The organism is Neobacillus muris (assembly GCF_943193175.1).
In the GTDB taxonomy this organism is placed as follows: domain Bacteria; phylum Bacillota; class Bacilli; order Bacillales; family Cytobacillaceae; genus Neobacillus; species Neobacillus muris.
Map to the genome: position 1 here is coordinate 14256 of NZ_CALPDF010000006.1, position 15927 is coordinate 30182.

Annotated in this window: 13 protein-coding genes; 12 read left to right on the top strand and 1 reads right to left on the bottom strand. The window is 43.4% G+C overall.

Features of this window, described 5'->3' with window-relative positions; genetic code table 11:
• Nucleotides 1-146: 146 nt before the first annotated feature.
• The 11 genes from NFS43_RS06150 to NFS43_RS06200 all read left to right on the top strand — a co-directional run bounded on the left by NFS43_RS06150 (nucleotide 147) and on the right by NFS43_RS06200 (nucleotide 13721).
• On the top strand, nucleotides 147-743 hold the full coding sequence (locus NFS43_RS06150) for a branched-chain amino acid aminotransferase (RefSeq protein ID WP_251550541.1): 597 nt from the start codon (nucleotides 147-149) through the stop codon (nucleotides 741-743).
• A gap of 36 nt (nucleotides 744-779) precedes the next feature.
• Entirely contained in the window at nucleotides 780-1547 is a 768-nt protein-coding gene (locus NFS43_RS06155) for a cobalamin-binding protein (RefSeq protein ID WP_251550841.1), read from the top strand.
• Nucleotides 1548-1597: 50 nt separating this feature from the next.
• Nucleotides 1598-2410, top strand: coding sequence for a uroporphyrinogen-III synthase (locus NFS43_RS06160; protein WP_251550542.1), 813 nt, complete (start codon nucleotides 1598-1600; stop codon nucleotides 2408-2410).
• 459 nt (nucleotides 2411-2869) lie between these two features.
• Nucleotides 2870-4207, top strand: coding sequence for an NAD(P)-dependent oxidoreductase (locus tag NFS43_RS06165; protein ID WP_251550842.1), 1338 nt, complete (start codon nucleotides 2870-2872; stop codon nucleotides 4205-4207).
• A gap of 176 nt (nucleotides 4208-4383) precedes the next feature.
• Complete coding sequence (gene preA, locus NFS43_RS06170) at nucleotides 4384-5667, top strand: NAD-dependent dihydropyrimidine dehydrogenase subunit PreA (protein ID WP_251550543.1); 1284 nt, start codon at nucleotides 4384-4386, stop codon at nucleotides 5665-5667.
• 22 nt (nucleotides 5668-5689) lie between these two features.
• Nucleotides 5690-7102 (top strand): dihydropyrimidinase, encoded by a 1413-nt coding sequence (gene hydA / locus NFS43_RS06175; RefSeq protein WP_251550545.1) that lies wholly within the window; start codon nucleotides 5690-5692, stop codon nucleotides 7100-7102.
• Between the two features lie 150 nt (nucleotides 7103-7252).
• Entirely contained in the window at nucleotides 7253-8725 is a 1473-nt protein-coding gene (locus NFS43_RS06180; protein WP_251550546.1) for an NCS1 family transporter, read from the top strand.
• Between the two features lie 22 nt (nucleotides 8726-8747).
• Nucleotides 8748-8966 carry a hypothetical protein gene (locus NFS43_RS06185; RefSeq protein WP_251550548.1) on the top strand — a complete coding sequence of 73 codons (219 nt, stop codon included), beginning with the start codon at nucleotides 8748-8750 and terminating at the stop codon, nucleotides 8964-8966.
• 72 nt (nucleotides 8967-9038) lie between these two features.
• Entirely contained in the window at nucleotides 9039-10679 is a 1641-nt protein-coding gene (locus NFS43_RS06190) for a PucR family transcriptional regulator (protein ID WP_251550550.1), read from the top strand.
• Nucleotides 10680-10798: 119 nt separating this feature from the next.
• Entirely contained in the window at nucleotides 10799-12265 is a 1467-nt protein-coding gene (locus NFS43_RS06195) for a CoA-acylating methylmalonate-semialdehyde dehydrogenase (RefSeq protein ID WP_251550551.1), read from the top strand.
• 100 nt (nucleotides 12266-12365) lie between these two features.
• On the top strand, nucleotides 12366-13721 hold the full coding sequence (locus tag NFS43_RS06200; RefSeq protein ID WP_251550843.1) for an aspartate aminotransferase family protein: 1356 nt from the start codon (nucleotides 12366-12368) through the stop codon (nucleotides 13719-13721).
• Nucleotides 13722-13771: 50 nt separating this feature from the next.
• On the opposite strand, the gene NFS43_RS06205 is transcribed toward NFS43_RS06200, so the two are convergent.
• Entirely contained in the window at nucleotides 13772-15016 is a 1245-nt protein-coding gene (locus tag NFS43_RS06205; protein ID WP_251550553.1) for an MFS transporter, read from the bottom strand.
• Nucleotides 15017-15243: 227 nt separating this feature from the next.
• Between NFS43_RS06205 and wrbA the strand changes: the two genes are divergently transcribed.
• Nucleotides 15244-15855, top strand: a complete 612-nt coding sequence (wrbA, locus tag NFS43_RS06210; RefSeq protein ID WP_251550555.1) for an NAD(P)H:quinone oxidoreductase — start codon at nucleotides 15244-15246, stop codon at nucleotides 15853-15855.
• Nucleotides 15856-15927 lie beyond the last annotated feature (72 nt).

Below are 15927 nucleotides of genomic sequence, written 5' to 3' on the forward strand. Positions count from 1 at the left end.
TAAAGTTTTAGACTTTGAGAATGGCCTAGCTCCAGGGCGCTTGCGCTTTTCTTATTTTTTCTTGAATTCTCTGTCCAATCATTTGATTTTTGGGCAAAAAAGATTCAATATGAGTAGTAATATGTACTACTGGAGGTAAGAGCAACATGTTAAAGGAACGGATCCAACGGTATTTAACTGAACAAAAAAACAGCCATCATGATGAAGCCATCTTGTTGTTTAAAGAGGAAAAAGAATATGCTGAGAAACATGAACTGGTCAACGTGCCATTGACAGAGAACGCGGCTGATAAACGGTTTGCCGATGCATACATTGAACGATGCGATAAAGAAACTGAAAATCTAATTCGCAACGAGACGTCGGCCTTTCTAACACAGCCGCTTACATATTTTCATAAACATAAAAATGAATTTATCTATTTAGAATCACAATGGTTTGATATCGTACTGGCTGATGCGGTATCTCTTGAACTTGATGACGTATTCGGCACCTACGATGTCATGTTGGGGCTGAAACTGCAAAAAAAGTTCAAGCCCCATATCGAGCAATTTCTAACTGCCAGCTTGAACAGAGAAGAGGCAAGTTTTGATATCCTTTTCAATAACGAGGATGGGTTATGGAATCTCAATTTTGCGTTAAATTATCTTGAAGGCTTTGATGAGAATATGACAATTGGCGAGGCCTACCTGCTGATTTATCAATTTCTTTTTCAGTTAGTTGAAACGATTGAAACGAAATTTTAAAAAGATTATTTAAAAGAAATAAGGGGAGATGGAATGGTGCGCGTTTTATCATTGTGTCCCAGTAATACAGAAATTATCGAATACCTAGGGTTAACGCACTATCTGGCAGGGGTGGACGATTTTTCAGATTGGCCGGATCCCATTAAACGTCTTCCTAGACTTGGACCTGATTTATCGATTAATATGGATCTGGTCGAACAATTACACCCTGACATTGTGCTTGCATCATTAAGTGTCCCAGGTATGGAAAGAAATGTGGCAGCCTTAAAGGAAAGAGGGATACCACATATCGTATTGAATCCTCAATCTCTAGATGATATCGAGCAGGATCTCATAACCACAGCGGCTGCCCTTGGAGAAGCGCACCGAGGTTATGAAGCGGCTAAACAGTTTCGTGCAAAACGGGAAGCCATAGAGCAGAATACTGCAATGTATAGCTCTCGGCCAAAGCTATATTGGGAATGGTGGCCGAAACCGATTTTCACGCCTGGAAAAATCAACTGGCTGACGGAGGTTTCCGAGGCTGCCGGGGCCATTAATATCTTTCATGATGTCGAATCAGCAAGCATTCAGACTAGCTGGGATGAGGTCGTGGAGCGGCAGCCTGATTATCTTTGTCTTGCCTGGGTAGGAGTAAGAAAGGACAAAATACAAAAAAATCAGGTAAAAAAACGCCCAAATTTTGAAAAACTAAATCTTTCTAATGATGAACGAATTCTTATCTTGGAAGAGGAGCTTTATTGCCGTCCTTCACCAAGATTATTGGATGGTCTTGAAAAACTGGTTAGACTCATTCACCCATAAAAATTATGATATAATTAAAGATTTTTTAGCTGGAAAGGGGCACTTATGTAATGGAGAAGGGTCTCGCTGGGAAACGGGTTGCCATCTGTGGCTCTCGTAAAATCGTAGAATTAACAACATTAATAGAAAAGCAGGGTGGACAAGCTTTCTCACGCCCTCTTCAAGGTACCGTTTTTTTGGCAGAGGAGAAAGTAGAACCGGAACTAGCCAAATTTGTTCAGGAAGGATCCGACTGGATTGTTTTTACCACTGGAATTGGACTTGAAACCATGATCAAACTCGCTGCAAATCTTGGCTTAGAAGAAGGATTTTTAACCAGGATTCGCGAGGCTGACGTAGCCTCCCGAGGTTATAAGACCTTTGCCGCCCTAAAAAAATTATCTATTGAACCTTTAGCCGTTGATGAGGATGGCACAACGAAAGGCTTGATCCATGCTCTAGAGGGGCATGACTTTTCTGGAAAAAAAGTTACCATCCAGCTCCATGGAGAAACAGCGCCTGGATTAACCAAATTTTTTGAAGATAGAGGGGCTGTTGTTCACAAAATCCTTCCTTATCAGCATATAGCTCCAGAACCAGCAATCGTTGAAAAATTATGCAATGAACTGATAAACATGCAATGTGATGCGGTTTGCTTTACCACTGCTGTACAGGTTCGCTCGCTTTTTGATTACGCCAGAAAAAGCGGTCTTCATTCCAAGATCAAAGAATGTTTAGCCAGCCATAACTTAGCTGTGGCTGTCGGCAAAGTAACGGCAGAAGCCTTGAGGGATGAAGGGGTCAAGCGCCTGCTAGTTCCAGAAAATGAAAGAATGGGAGCCATGGTGATTGAACTTAGCCGTTACTACTATCGTCAACTATAAATAAATAGAATGTAATAAAAACAGAATTCATTTATGGGGTTCTGTTTTTTATTTGTCTCTCTATGAAAAAGATGTAAGGGCATCTCTCCAGTCAAAGCCTGAATTTTTACCTTCTTCAAAAAAATGTGTTAGAAAATATGCCAGCTCGATATATTTTTACATTTTTTGCATATTCATTATGTTAAATTGAAGGAGGACTACCAAGGATACATTCGTATTTACATAATGGAAATTTTTAGACGTGCATTATTTTACAAGTTGTCAGGTGAATTACCTAAAATTGACCTGTAAAATAAAATCAGAATACTGAATTTTCAGTAATCACGTGCAAAAGCATGAAGGAGGACTGTTTTAAACATTTTTTCAGCATCAAGGAAATAAAGCGCTTTCATTTCTGCCTAATCATGATAAGAAGGAGGGTTACTTTTGCCAATTGAAAAATTGCAACGGATATCCTTAATGGATCTCGAATTGAACTTCCAAGAGGTGGAGCAAGGATTCACAAATCAAGAAGCAATCGAAGAAGCAAACCGATGTCTATATTGTTATGATGCCCCATGTATTAAAGCTTGTCCGACAGGCATCGATATCCCAACGTTTATTAAAAAAATTGCCTCTGATAATTTATTGGGATCTTCAAAAACGATTATGTCCTCCAATCCAGTTGGCGCAAGCTGTGCAAGAGTCTGTCCGACCGAAGAACTATGTGAAGGAGCCTGTGTTCTAAACCATTCGACAACACCCATTATGATCGGAAAACTGCAGCGTTTTGCAACCGATTGGGCGATTCAAAACGACCGAACATTATTTGAGCCAGGCATTCCAAATGGGAGAAAAGTGGCAATTATTGGTGCCGGTCCTGCAGGCTTATCTGCTGCAAGAGAGCTGGCACGGTACGGCTACGAAGTTACCATCTTTGAAGCAGCTGAAAAAGCTGGTGGATTAAACACGTATGGAATTGTTTCGTTCCGGCTGCCACAGCGCATTTCTTACTGGGAAGTGGACCAAGTAAAAAAATTAAATGTCAAATTCCTAACAAACGCTAAGATCGGCAAAGATATCTCCGTTCAAGAGCTAATGGAAAACTTTGACCGAATCGTATTAGCAGCAGGTATGGGCCATGTTCCCAGCCTTGACATTGAAGGTGAAAGCCTGGATGGAGTCCATGATGCAATCGAGTTTGTCAAAGCAACCAAAACCGGAAAAGTGTCCAATCATTTAATTGGCAAACGGGTAGTGGTCATTGGAGCCGGCAACACTGCAATTGACGGGGCAAATTGTTCTGTACGTTTAGGGGCTGAAAATGTAAAAATTCTATATCGCAGAACGGCGGAAGAGATGACAGCCTATGATTTTGAGTATGAATTTGCCAAAATGGATGGAGTTGAATTCCGCTGGCTGACAGCACCCAAACGGATCATTGGGGATGAAAATGGAAAAGTGATCGGCGTCGAGTGCTATAAGATGAAACTGGGGGAACCAGAATCGGATGGGCGCTGCTGGCCCATTGCTGTGGAAGGATCTGAGTACGTAATTCCCGCAGACGCCGTTATTAAGGCAATTGGCCAAACAAGGCATACCGATTTAATTGAACAGCTTGGCATTGACCATAGAGGCGGAGTGGTTCAAGTGAACCCGGAAACTCTGCAAACATCTAACCCTAAGATTGTTGCCTGCGGGGATATTATATTTGGAAAGGGCAAAGGAGATGCCATGGTTGTCACCGCCGCACAGCAGGGAAAAATGGCAGCCTATGCCCTGCATAAACAATTCACCTCTGTTGACAGCCCTGTATAAAATCCAGCAGCATGATTGATCGGGAAGGTTTCCTTTTGATGTTGGCAAGAAACTTTATCGCTGCAAAATTTTCCTCTACTACTCAAACAAAGAATTCTCACGCATTTCTACTAACCATATCAATAGATCAAAGCATCCATTTTTTCAATCCAAATCTATGAAAAAGGGGGATATAGATGGCTGATTTACGAATAAATCTGGCGGGGATTGAGTCTCCGAATCCGTTTTGGCTGGCGTCAGCGCCTCCAACAAACTCGGGATACCAAGTACAGCGTGCCTTTGAGGCCGGCTGGGGCGGAGCTGTTTGGAAAACACTGGGCGACCCCATCTTAAATGTGACCTCAAGGTTTGCCGCAATCAACTTTAACGGCAAAAGAGTAGCTGGTTTCAACAATATTGAACTCATCACCGACAGGCCTCTCGATGTCAATTTAAAAGAAATCTATGAAACCAAAAAGAAATTTCCTCATCACGCGGTCATCGCCTCATTAATGGTCGAACCGCAGCAGAAAAAATGGCATGAAATCGTCAAGCGTGTGGAAGATTCAGGAGTCGACGGGCTAGAACTCAACTTTGGCTGCCCGCATGGGATGGCTGAACGAGGAATGGGCTCAGCATCTGGCCAAGTTCCTTCTTTAGTTGAACGCCAAACCTACTGGGTGAAAGAAGTCGCTAAAACTCCAGTTATTGTTAAGCTTACCCCTAATATAACCGACATTACCGCTACAGCTGAAGCAGCAGCCAACGGCGGAGCGGATGCAATAAGCATGATTAACACGATTAACAGCCTGATGGGAGTGGACCTAGATACATGGAATCCAATCCCCCATGTAGCAGGAAAAGGAGCACATGGCGGGTATTGCGGTCCAGCCGTCAAACCGATTGCGCTAAATATGGTGGCTGAATGTGCAAGACATCCGCTGATTAATGTGCCTATTTCTGGAATCGGCGGCATTTCCACATGGCAGGATGCGGTGGAATTTATGCTGATGGGGGCAACAGGTGTTCAAGTATGTACGGCTGCAATGCATCATGGTTTCCGCATTGTAGAAGACATGCTGGATGGACTTAACAACTACCTTGACAATATGGGGATTGCCTCTATTTCAGGTATAATCGGCAAAGCCGTTCCGAAATACTCCGATTGGGGAGACTTAGACCTCAACTATAATATTGCAGCCAGAATTAATCCGGATGTATGCATCAATTGCAATAAATGCTATATCGCTTGTGAAGACACCTCGCATCAATGTATTGAGCGACTGACGGATTCCACAGGAAAAAGCTTTCTGAAAGTTAGGCAGGAAGATTGTGTAGGCTGCAATCTATGTTCAATTGTCTGCCCAGTAGACGGGGCAATCGACATGATTGAGCTTCCAAGGGAGCTGCAACCAATGACCTGGAATGACCGTCAGGCAGTGTTACATGCAGCAGCATGCAAAGTGGATATAACCAAGTAATTGTTTAAGGAGGGAATTTTAAATGAAGAAAATTATTAAAAACGGGACCCTTGTCACTGCCGCTGATACATTTCAGGGAGAACTATTAATCGAGGATGGAAAAATCACGCAAATTGGTTCCAATTTATCGGCTGTCGGGGCTGAGATAATTGATGCCAAGGGATGCTTGGTATTTCCGGGTGGAATTGACCCGCATACCCACTTGGATATGCCATTTGGCGGAACCGTTACAAAGGACGATTTTGAAACTGGAACGATTGCAGCTGCATTCGGCGGCACCACAACCGTTATTGATTTTTGCCTGACCAATAGAGGGAAACCGTTAAAAAATGCCATCCAAACCTGGCATGAAAAGGCAAAGGGGAAGGCGTCGATTGACTATAGCTTCCACCTAATGATTTCTGAGATCAATGATGATGTTTTAAACGAACTTCCTCAGGTAATTGATGAAGAAGGAATTACATCTTTTAAAGTGTTTATGGCCTATAAAAATGTCTTTCAAGCAGACGATGAGACCTTATTCCGGACTTTTGTCACAGCGAAAGAACTGGGTGCTCTTGTCATGGTTCATGCCGAAAATGGCGATGTCATCGATTATTTGACAAATAAAGCCCTGAAAGAAGGCAATACAGATCCTATCTATCATGCCTTAACAAGACCACCTGAATTAGAAGGAGAAGCCACAGGACGGGCAGCAAGATTTGCCGGACTGGCAGGTTCCCATCTCTATGTGGTGCATGTTTCCTGTGCAGATGCCGCAGAGAGAATTGCCGAAGCCCGCAGCAAAGGATATGAAGTATGGGGTGAGACCTGCCCGCAATATTTAGTTCTCGATCAAAGCTGTTTGGAAAAACCGAATTTTGAAGGGGCCAAATATGTCTGGTCACCGCCGCTTCGGGAAAAATGGAACCAAGAAGCACTTTGGAATGCTTTAAAAAGCGGCACACTGCAAACCTTTGGTTCTGATCAATGTTCATTTGATTTTAAAGGACAAAAGGAACTGGGCTTAGGTGATTTCACAAAAATTCCAAATGGAGGCCCGATGATTGAAGACAGATTGACGATTTTATTCTCAGAGGGGGTGAAAAAGGGACGAATTTCATTGAATCAATTTGTTGACCTAACCTCCACAAGGGCCGCCAAACTGTTTGGGTTGTTCCCTAAAAAAGGAACCATTGCCATCGGAGCAGATGCTGACCTTGTCATTTTTGATCCTAATGCCGAACGCATTCTTTCTGCAAAAACCCACCATATGGCAGTAGACTATAATGCATTTGAGGGAATGAAAGTCACCGGGGAACCAGTTTCGGTTATGGTCCGAGGAGAGTTTGTCGTCCGGGAAAAGCAGTTTGTCGGAACACCAGGATCAGGGCAATATCTAAAGCGGGCAAAATACAATACGCCGTTGGCCGAAAGTGAAAGATTGTCTATTTAACTATTAAACGCTGCCTATCACTATTACTGAACAACTCCGGCAATTGCTTCATGTAAAGCAATTGCCCTTTTTAAATGAAAGCAGGTTAATGTTCCATTTGAAAGTTTGAATGAGGAAAAGCAACTAATTTAACCGAAATGGAGTGTTCATATGAAAAAAAGCCATTTAAAATCACCGGACTTATTGCCCATCACTCAAAAGGACAGGACGATTACCAAATTGGGCTATTCATTTATGTGGGTTGGCATGGTAGTTGTACTTGCCACTTTTGCGATTGGCGGGTCAGGCGTTATCAACCTGTCTCTGCCATGGGTTATTCTTGCGACCGTGATTGGCAGTCTTGCCATAGGGTTCTTTATTTCCTTAATAGCTGATATTGGAATTGAACATGGATTATCGTTTCCAGTCTATATGAGAGCGCCATTTGGAACCATTGGGACACACATTCCTTCTGTCACTCGCGGCATCACAGCTTCCATGTGGTTTGGATTGAATACGTACTTTGGTTCTACAGCAATGAATGGGATCTTAAATATTTTATTTGGCTTTGACAATTGGTTTATCTGCTTCATTATTTTCGCTATCGTCCAATTGGTGAATACCGCATTGGGAATCAAATCAATTGAACGATTTGCCGATTTGGCGGCACCTGTTATTATCCTTATAGCTATTTGGATGTATTCCTCCCTTTCAGATAAGGCACAAGCAGCAGGACGGGATGTGTGGAGCTGGGTTGAATCCCCGGTAACTGGCGGTGCCGCCTTCACTGCGTTTATGGTTGTCATCTTTGCCAATATGGGATTTTGGGCTACATTAAGTGCTGATATCCCTTCCATTTCCCGGTTTATGAACGCTCCTGCCAACGAGAAAAACTGGTTCAAACGCAATCAAAGCTCCCTGGTAGGAAATTTGATTGCCATGCCTCTTACGCAAACGTTCATGATTATCATCGGTGCCATTTCCTATATTGCTGTTTTAAACTCTGATCCAGTTGTTGCCCTCCAAGAATCTGCCAGCGGACTTCTTCTCGCGGTTCTGCTGTTAATGATTGTTTTGGCTCAATGGTCGACCAATACCGCAGCCAATGTTGTACCGGCCGCAACCATTTTCTCCAATGTCGGCGGTCCAAAATTTCCGTTTTGGGCAGGGGTTATCACCGCTGGAATAGTGGGGACCATTGTACAGCCATGGCAATTATTTGACATCCTCATTCAAGTGCTTTTATTTGTAGGCGGCATATTATCGGCTATTGTCGGCATTCTCTTTGCTGATTATTATCTGCTAAGAAAAAGACGGGTTAATGTTCCGGAATTATATGAAGATCATGGACAGTATCGGTATTCCGGCGGAATCAACCTCGCAGGCTTTATTGCCTGGATTATTGGGGCTGTAGCTTCCTACTTTGTTCCGGAATATGGGTTTGTCGTCGGATTTGTCGGCGGGGCAGCCATTTATTTTGTGCTGGCAAGATTCTGGTGGTTTAAAAAGTATCCTCAAGCTGAAATTCAAGATCCAAGCGATGAAAAGTATTTGGGCATTTCCGTTGGACGGGACTGGATCATCGAGGAAGATACCCGGGAGCCTGTTTTAGATAAAATTCCTGAAAATGTTGATTTATATTAACCTGCCAAAAGGAGGAATATGCATGTCTGAACATCAACAATTCCTTGCTGAAAGAGAACAGATTGACTTACTGATTGGGAAAGGCTACCAAATACACTCAGTTAAGGAACATTTGAATGGGGCGACAGTCGAGTTCGTCAATGGGGAAGGAAAACAAAAAGAAACATTGCTGATTGGGAATGCCAATGCAAGAAAGTATTTTTCCAGCCTTATCGTGAAGCAAAGCCATCTGTCACCCTAATTTTTTTAAGGGTTGGCGTCTGGGCGCCAATCCTTTTTTACCCAAAATCACCATTAGTAAGGAGTGCGGCCCATGAAGGAAATATTCCAATTAACCGTATCTGATATTTTGAAACGAAAAAACTTTGAAAATACCAGTATTGCTGCAGGTCATGAAGGGGTTACAAATATTTTAAAATGGGTCCACGTCGTGGAGGTCACCAGCATTCGTCATTTGTTAAAAGGAAATGAACTCATATTATCGACAGGCATTGCCTGGAAAGACAATCCTGCCCAATTTCTCTCCATGGTCAAGGAGTTGATTGAAATGAATGCAGCCGGTCTGTGCCTAGAGATGGGTACCTACCTTTCAGAGATTCCAGCAGATGTGATAGAAATTGCTAATCAGCATCAATTTCCGATTATTTTGTTCCATCAGGAGGTGCCGTTTGTAGAAATTACACAAGATATCCACTCTGAGATTATCAGCCAACAGTACCGGAAGATTTCCGACCTTGAAAATTATTCGCAACGGCTAAATAAAAGGCTGCTATCCATCGAAACCTACGAAGATATTCTCCAATTCATTTTCTCGGCACTGGATGTGCAAATTATTTTCCGCTTAAAAAACCAGCTGGCAGAATTCGTGCCGGAAATCCCGCTCCACGACCAGACCGTTATCCTTCAACTGCTGGAATCGGCAAAAACACAGCCATGTGACAAATTGGCATTCGCTCCGATATTTCTGTTCGGCCAGGAGTATGCAGAACTCGCCATTTATTCGAAGGACATCCCCATCAGTGAATATGATTTTTTAATTTTAGACAGAACGGCAACGGCATTGGCCCAGCATTTATTAAGAGAGATGTTTGTGGAAGAAAAAAAGCGAGTGGAGGAAACAGAGTGGCTGCAAGGCTGGCTCGAAGGCGAGCACATGCCCGCAGAGATTCATCAATACTTGGCTGAGAATGGATTACGGCCTAAAACCCCTGATACAGCTGTCTTGATTACGAAGCTTTTTCCATTCAAAGAAAAAGCTGCTCCAGATATTACCTATCTGAAACTTTTGTTTCGCTCCGTTTTTGAGCAGCAGGGCTTTATCGTTTTTTTCGTGGAGAAAAGAAACGAGTTAACCATGATTTTATTGAACTCACGGGCAAAAAAGAATCTCAAGGAACGCATTAAAAATGCCATTCAAAGTATAGAGGAGTCTGAATTTATCCGGAAGCAATGCTCCGCCAGATTGATGATGGCAGCAGGGAGGTTTTCCAATTCATTAAGCGATGTACATAAAAGTTATTTCACTGCTAAGGAGACACTGCGGATTCAGCAAAAAATGACCAAAAAACAAAGCTGTGAGTTTTATGAGGATTTGCACTTATATCGATTAATTTCACAGCTCAGCAAGCATACTGATCTGCAAGAGCTTGCCAATGAGTACTTAAATCCGGTCATCCAGTACGACCAAAAGTACAATGCAAAGCTCCTGGAAACCTTGAAAGTCTATTTAGAATGCAATGGTTCCAAACAGGAAACCTCAAACAAGCTATTCATTGTCAGACAAACGTTATATCACCGGCTGCAGAAGCTGGAAAACCTGCTTGGCGAGGATTTTATGGACCATGAAAAACGAGTAGCGATTGAATTTATGCTGCTAGTCCATGATTATTTACATGGCTCCCGTTCCAATTTGCCTGAACAGATAAGCGGAAGTTTTGGTGAATTTATGAACTGAAATGTCAATATGTTGAAGATTTCTATTCTTGAATTTTACAAACTGTCTAATGAAACACTGGGACCATTACGAGATAATGAAACTATAAAACTCTTTTTAGTAATGAAGGGGGAGGAAGAATGAGCGTTACGAAAAACGATACAGCCGTTTTGAAAAATTTCATCAATGGGGAGTGGGTCTCACCCGTTAGCAGCCTGACCCTGGATGTGCCCAATCCAGCCACAAATGAACTGTTAACCAAAGTGCCGGTCTCTTCAAAGGAAGATGTCAATCAAGCAGTGGCTGGTGCAAAGGAAGCCTTTCAAACATGGAAGCGGGTTCCCGTTCCAAAAAGAGCGAGAATTTTCTACAAGTATCATCATTTATTAACGGAAAACCACGAGGAATTAGCCAAATTAATTGTGTTAGAGAATGGCAAGGCTTATAACGAGGCATATGGAGAGGTGCAGCGTGGAATTGAATGTGTCGAGTTTGCTTGCGGCGCTCCGACATTAATGATGGGGGAATCGTTGTCGGGTATCGCGGAAGACATTGATTCAGAAATGTTCCGCTATCCTCTTGGTGTAATCGGCGGGATCACCCCATTTAATTTCCCAATGATGGTACCATTATGGATGTTTCCGCTTGCCATCGCCTGTGGGAATACATTTGTCTTGAAGCCATCCGAGCGCACCCCAATCCTTGCCAATCGATTAGCAGAATTGTTCACTCAGGCCGGGGCCCCAAAGGGTGTCTTAAATGTCGTTCATGGTGCCCATGATGTTGTTAACGGTTTGCTGGAACATCCGGATATAGCAGCCATTTCGTTTGTTGGGTCGCAGCCTGTCGCAAAGTATGTTTATGAGCGTGCTGCAGCTGCCGGCAAGCGGGTCCAGGCGCTTTCAGGAGCGAAAAATCATCATATTGTCATGCCGGACGCGAATTTGGCTAAAGCTGTTCAGCATATCATTAGCTCCACTTTCGGCAGTGCCGGCCAGCGCTGCATGGCATGCAGTGCGGTTGTAGTAGTGGGAGATAATGAGGCGTTTGTGCAAGCACTTAAGAAAAAAGCGGATGAGTTAATCTTGGGCAGCGGAATGGACGAAGAGGTGTTATTAACACCCGTCATCCGTAAGGAACATCGCGATAAAGTGCTGGGTTACATTGAAAAAGGGGTGGCAGAAGGAGCTGAATTAATTCGGGATGGACGGGCAGAAATGGAAGAACATCCGCAAGGAAACTTCCTCGGGCCAACCATTTTCGACCATGTGACTCCTGATATGACGATTGCCAAAGAAGAAATTTTCGCTCCTGTGTTAAGTCTTCTCCGGGCCAGCGATTTGGATGAAGGCTTGGAATACATCCGAAAGTCCAGATACGGTAATGGCGCAACAATCTATACAAATAATGCCAAGGCAGTCCGAAAATTCCGGGAAGAAGCAGATGCCGGCATGCTTGGCATTAATGTGGGTGTTCCTGCCACAATGGCCTTTTTCCCTTTCTCCGGATGGAAGGATTCTTTCTACGGAGACCTTCATGTGAACGGAAAAGATGGGGTTAATTTCTATACCCGCAAAAAAATGATTACCTCAAGATTTGATGCATAGCATTGAGGCGCTGCGCACCAAATCGGTTGAGAACATAAACTATTTTCCAAGTGATTTGGAAGCAGGTGACTTACTAATAAACAGATTGGAGGGAGCAGGTATGGTTCAATTAGAGCGTTCTCAGGATTCAATGCTTGAAAAGGATGAAAAATATGTTTGGCATTCGATGAAACCATACAGCCCAAACTCAACCATTGTCGTTGAAAAGGCGGAAGGTTCCTGGATTACAGACGTGGACGGCAAGCGGTATTTAGATGCGATGGCAGGGCTATGGTGTGTCAATATTGGATATGGAAGAACGGAGCTTGCGGAAGCCGCTTATGAGCAGTTAAAGGAGATGGCCTATTTTCCTCTTTCACAAGGCCATGTGCCATCGATTAAATTGGCGGAAAAGCTAAATGAAATGCTCGGGGATGAATATGTGATCTTTTTCTCCAACAGCGGTTCAGAAGCAAACGAAACAGCATTCAAAATTGCCAGACAGTACCATCAGCAGCGCGGCGAGCATAATCGTTATAAAATTGTCGCACGCTATCGAGGGTATCATGGGAATTCGATGGGGGCGCTGTCCGCAACCGGCCAGGCGCAAAGGAAATATAAATATGAACCATTGGCACCTGGGTTTATCCATGTATCACCACCAGACTCCTACCGGGATGATACAAATGTGCCAGACCCACAAGAATTATCATCGGTTAAGGAAATAGACAGGACCATGACTTGGGAATTAAGTGAAACGATTGCGGCGATGATCATGGAGCCGATTATCACCGGAGGCGGAATCTTGATTCCACCTGATGGATATATGAAGGCAGCAAAGGAGATTTGTGAAAAACACGGGGCGCTTTTGATTGTCGATGAGGTCATTTGCGGATTCGGGCGGACTGGCAAACCATTTGGATTTATGAACTATGGTATCAAACCCGATATGATTACCATGGCAAAGGGGATTACGAGTGCCTATTTGCCGCTGTCGGCAACGGCGGTACGAAAAGAAATCTATGAAGCTTTTAAGGGAACCGAGGAATATGATTATTTCCGCCATGTCAATACATTTGGCGGTAACCCGGCAGCCTGTGCCTTAGCTCTTAAAAATCTTGAAATTATGGAAAAGGAGAATCTATTTGACCGATCCAAGGATATAGGGGGGCAGCTATTAAGTGATTTAAGAAGCTTGCTGAAAGACCATCCATTTGTAGGGGATGTACGCGGAAAAGGGCTGTTAGTCGGAGTTGAATTGGTTCGTGATAAAACAACAAAAGAACCGATAGATCCAGCAATCGTGAACAAGGTAATTGCCGATTGTAAAGAAAAGGGTGTGATTATTGGCAAAAACGGCGCAACCGTTGCAGGCTTTAACAATGTCCTGACCCTGTCACCGCCGCTAAGTATCCAACAAAAGGATATCCATTTTCTCGTAAAAACTCTTACAGAGGCTCTTAGCAAAGTGAAATAAAACCTAAAAAATCAGTGCCATTGCCTTATCAAGGTAATGGCACTGATTTTTTAACGGCTGATTTGTTTGTTTAATTCAGTGCTTATGGCTCCTATCGCATTCTGATCAGGCTTTGACGTTTTCAGCTTGATGGTAAGCAGGAGGCCGATAGCCAAACAAATAGATGTAAACAAAAACGCTGATTTGAATCCTCCCCAATCCTCAATGAGCCAGCCGGCAATCGCTGGGCCTCCTAATTGGCCCAAAGCGAAATAAAACGTGACATAACTGAAAGCAATTGGCCGCTCAGCCGGCTTGACATAATCCATGCTGGAGGCTTGCGTCAATGTGAATAGTCCCGTTGAGGTACAGCTGATGAGGATGGTGTGAATCGTGAAACCGATCAGAGTCGGGAACAATAAGGGAACGATCATCGAGACCATCACAAGCCCCATCGTCGCAATTAGGGAAGTTCTTCTCCCGATATGATCGGAAATTTTCCCCCAGACTGGCCCGCTAAAAATGGATAATATACCGTTAATCGCCATCAATTGCCCTGCGTACTTTACAGATATGCCGGATTCTAGCATAAAGCTCATAATAAAAATGGCTTGAACAATATAGGTAAGTCCCACTATTCCATAGATAAGCCCAACATGGATGACGTTTGGATTTTTATAGACTGCCTTTGGTGCTGATTTGGTTTGGGTTTGCCCCACTTCCCTTTCTATAGGTGGGTTTTTGACAAATAGAAAGGTTAATAGAACAGCCGCTAATCCGATAACAGCATAAGTTCCCCAAGCAAACCTCCAGCCTATTTCAGCATTAACGCTGCTTAGATAGGGAACAAACATTCCGGCAAATAGAATACCTATTCCTGCGCCGCTTGTCGCCAAACCGATGACAAACCCTCTTTTTTGCGGAAACCAAGCAACGAGTAAAGAGATCATCGGAGTGTATGTAAAGGAAGTCCCGATTCCCAATAACAGCAAAAATAAAAAAGCGTTTACATAGGAAGACGCAAAACTAAGTCCCACAAACCCAGCAGCAACAAGGGAAATCCCCAGTAATATCGTCTGTTTGCTGCCCCATTTGGCCGCAAGAATCCCCGCTGCAATCAATGTACTGACGTACCCTAATGACGTGGTTGTTCCCAATAATCCGGCTTCTTTATATGAAACATGTAAACCGTCCATCATAAAAGGAAGGATGACCCCATATGAAAGTCTGGCAAAAGCCAGTACGACAACAGTGGTCAGCATCCCGATCAGACAATAGATCCACAGTTTGGGCTGTGTTTGGCTATTTTTCTCCATTTGGGTCTCTCCTCAAATAAACTTTTGTACTTATTTTATTCCTGAAATTCCTATGTATGTTCATTTACCATACATGCTGGGGCTGATGGGGTCAGAACCCGCCGTAAATAATTTTGAATATAATGTCCTAAAATATTTTCAATTGGTAATAATAACTTCGTTGTGACGGTGACACACATTTTTTGGACAGGTTGTTTGCTATTTCATCAGAAAAGGAGAAAGAGACAATGACGAATGTAAATTTAGCTGTTATTTTTTACAGTATGGGCGGTACGAATTACCAGTTGGCACAATGGGCGGCAGAAGGCGGCAAAGAAGCTGGTGCTGAAGTAAAAATCTTGAAAATTCCCGAATTGGCTCCACAGTCTGTTGTTGAGGGCAATGCTGTTTGGAAAGCCACGACGGAAAAGATCGCCCATATTCCTGAAGCGAAATCTGAAGACCTGGAATGGGCCGATGCGTATATTTTCAGTGTGCCAACCCGGTTTGGAAATGTTCCATCTCAATTGAAGCAGTTTTTTGACATCCAAGGCGGGCTATGGGCTCAGGGAAAAATGGTTAATAAGGTAGTCAGCGCGATGTCTTCGGCCCAAAATTCGCATGGCGGTCAGGAAGCAACCATTTTATCCCTTTATACGTCGATGTATCATTGGGGTGCGATTATTGCCGCGCCTGGTTATACCGACCCGATTACGTTTGCTGCAGGCGGAAACCCATATGGCACCAGTGTTTCGGTTGATCAAAACGGAAAAATGGTCGAAGATGTTGAAGCTGCCGTCAAATATCAAGCTAAACGGACGGTTACTGTTGCAGAATGGGTTAAAAAAGGGCAGCAATAGCTTTAATGAGAGCTAGTCGTCATAGAGCGGCTGGCTCTTATTGGATACATAAGGACAAAATTAGCTGAGAAG

Coding starts and splice junctions, on each gene's coding strand:
- NFS43_RS06165 (WP_251550842.1), top strand. CDS start 2,870: ATGGATCTCGAATTGAACTTCCAAGAGGTGGAGCAAGGATTCACAAAT.
- NFS43_RS06160 (WP_251550542.1), top strand. CDS start 1,598: ATGGAGAAGGGTCTCGCTGGGAAACGGGTTGCCATCTGTGGCTCTCGT.
- wrbA (WP_251550555.1), top strand. CDS start 15,244: ATGACGAATGTAAATTTAGCTGTTATTTTTTACAGTATGGGCGGTACG.
- NFS43_RS06200 (WP_251550843.1), top strand. CDS start 12,366: ATGGTTCAATTAGAGCGTTCTCAGGATTCAATGCTTGAAAAGGATGAA.
- NFS43_RS06205 (WP_251550553.1), bottom strand. CDS start 15,016: ATGGAGAAAAATAGCCAAACACAGCCCAAACTGTGGATCTATTGTCTG.
- hydA (WP_251550545.1), top strand. CDS start 5,690: ATGAAGAAAATTATTAAAAACGGGACCCTTGTCACTGCCGCTGATACA.
- NFS43_RS06180 (WP_251550546.1), top strand. CDS start 7,253: ATGAAAAAAAGCCATTTAAAATCACCGGACTTATTGCCCATCACTCAA.
- NFS43_RS06185 (WP_251550548.1), top strand. CDS start 8,748: ATGTCTGAACATCAACAATTCCTTGCTGAAAGAGAACAGATTGACTTA.
- NFS43_RS06150 (WP_251550541.1), top strand. CDS start 147: ATGTTAAAGGAACGGATCCAACGGTATTTAACTGAACAAAAAAACAGC.
- preA (WP_251550543.1), top strand. CDS start 4,384: ATGGCTGATTTACGAATAAATCTGGCGGGGATTGAGTCTCCGAATCCG.
- NFS43_RS06195 (WP_251550551.1), top strand. CDS start 10,799: ATGAGCGTTACGAAAAACGATACAGCCGTTTTGAAAAATTTCATCAAT.
- NFS43_RS06190 (WP_251550550.1), top strand. CDS start 9,039: ATGAAGGAAATATTCCAATTAACCGTATCTGATATTTTGAAACGAAAA.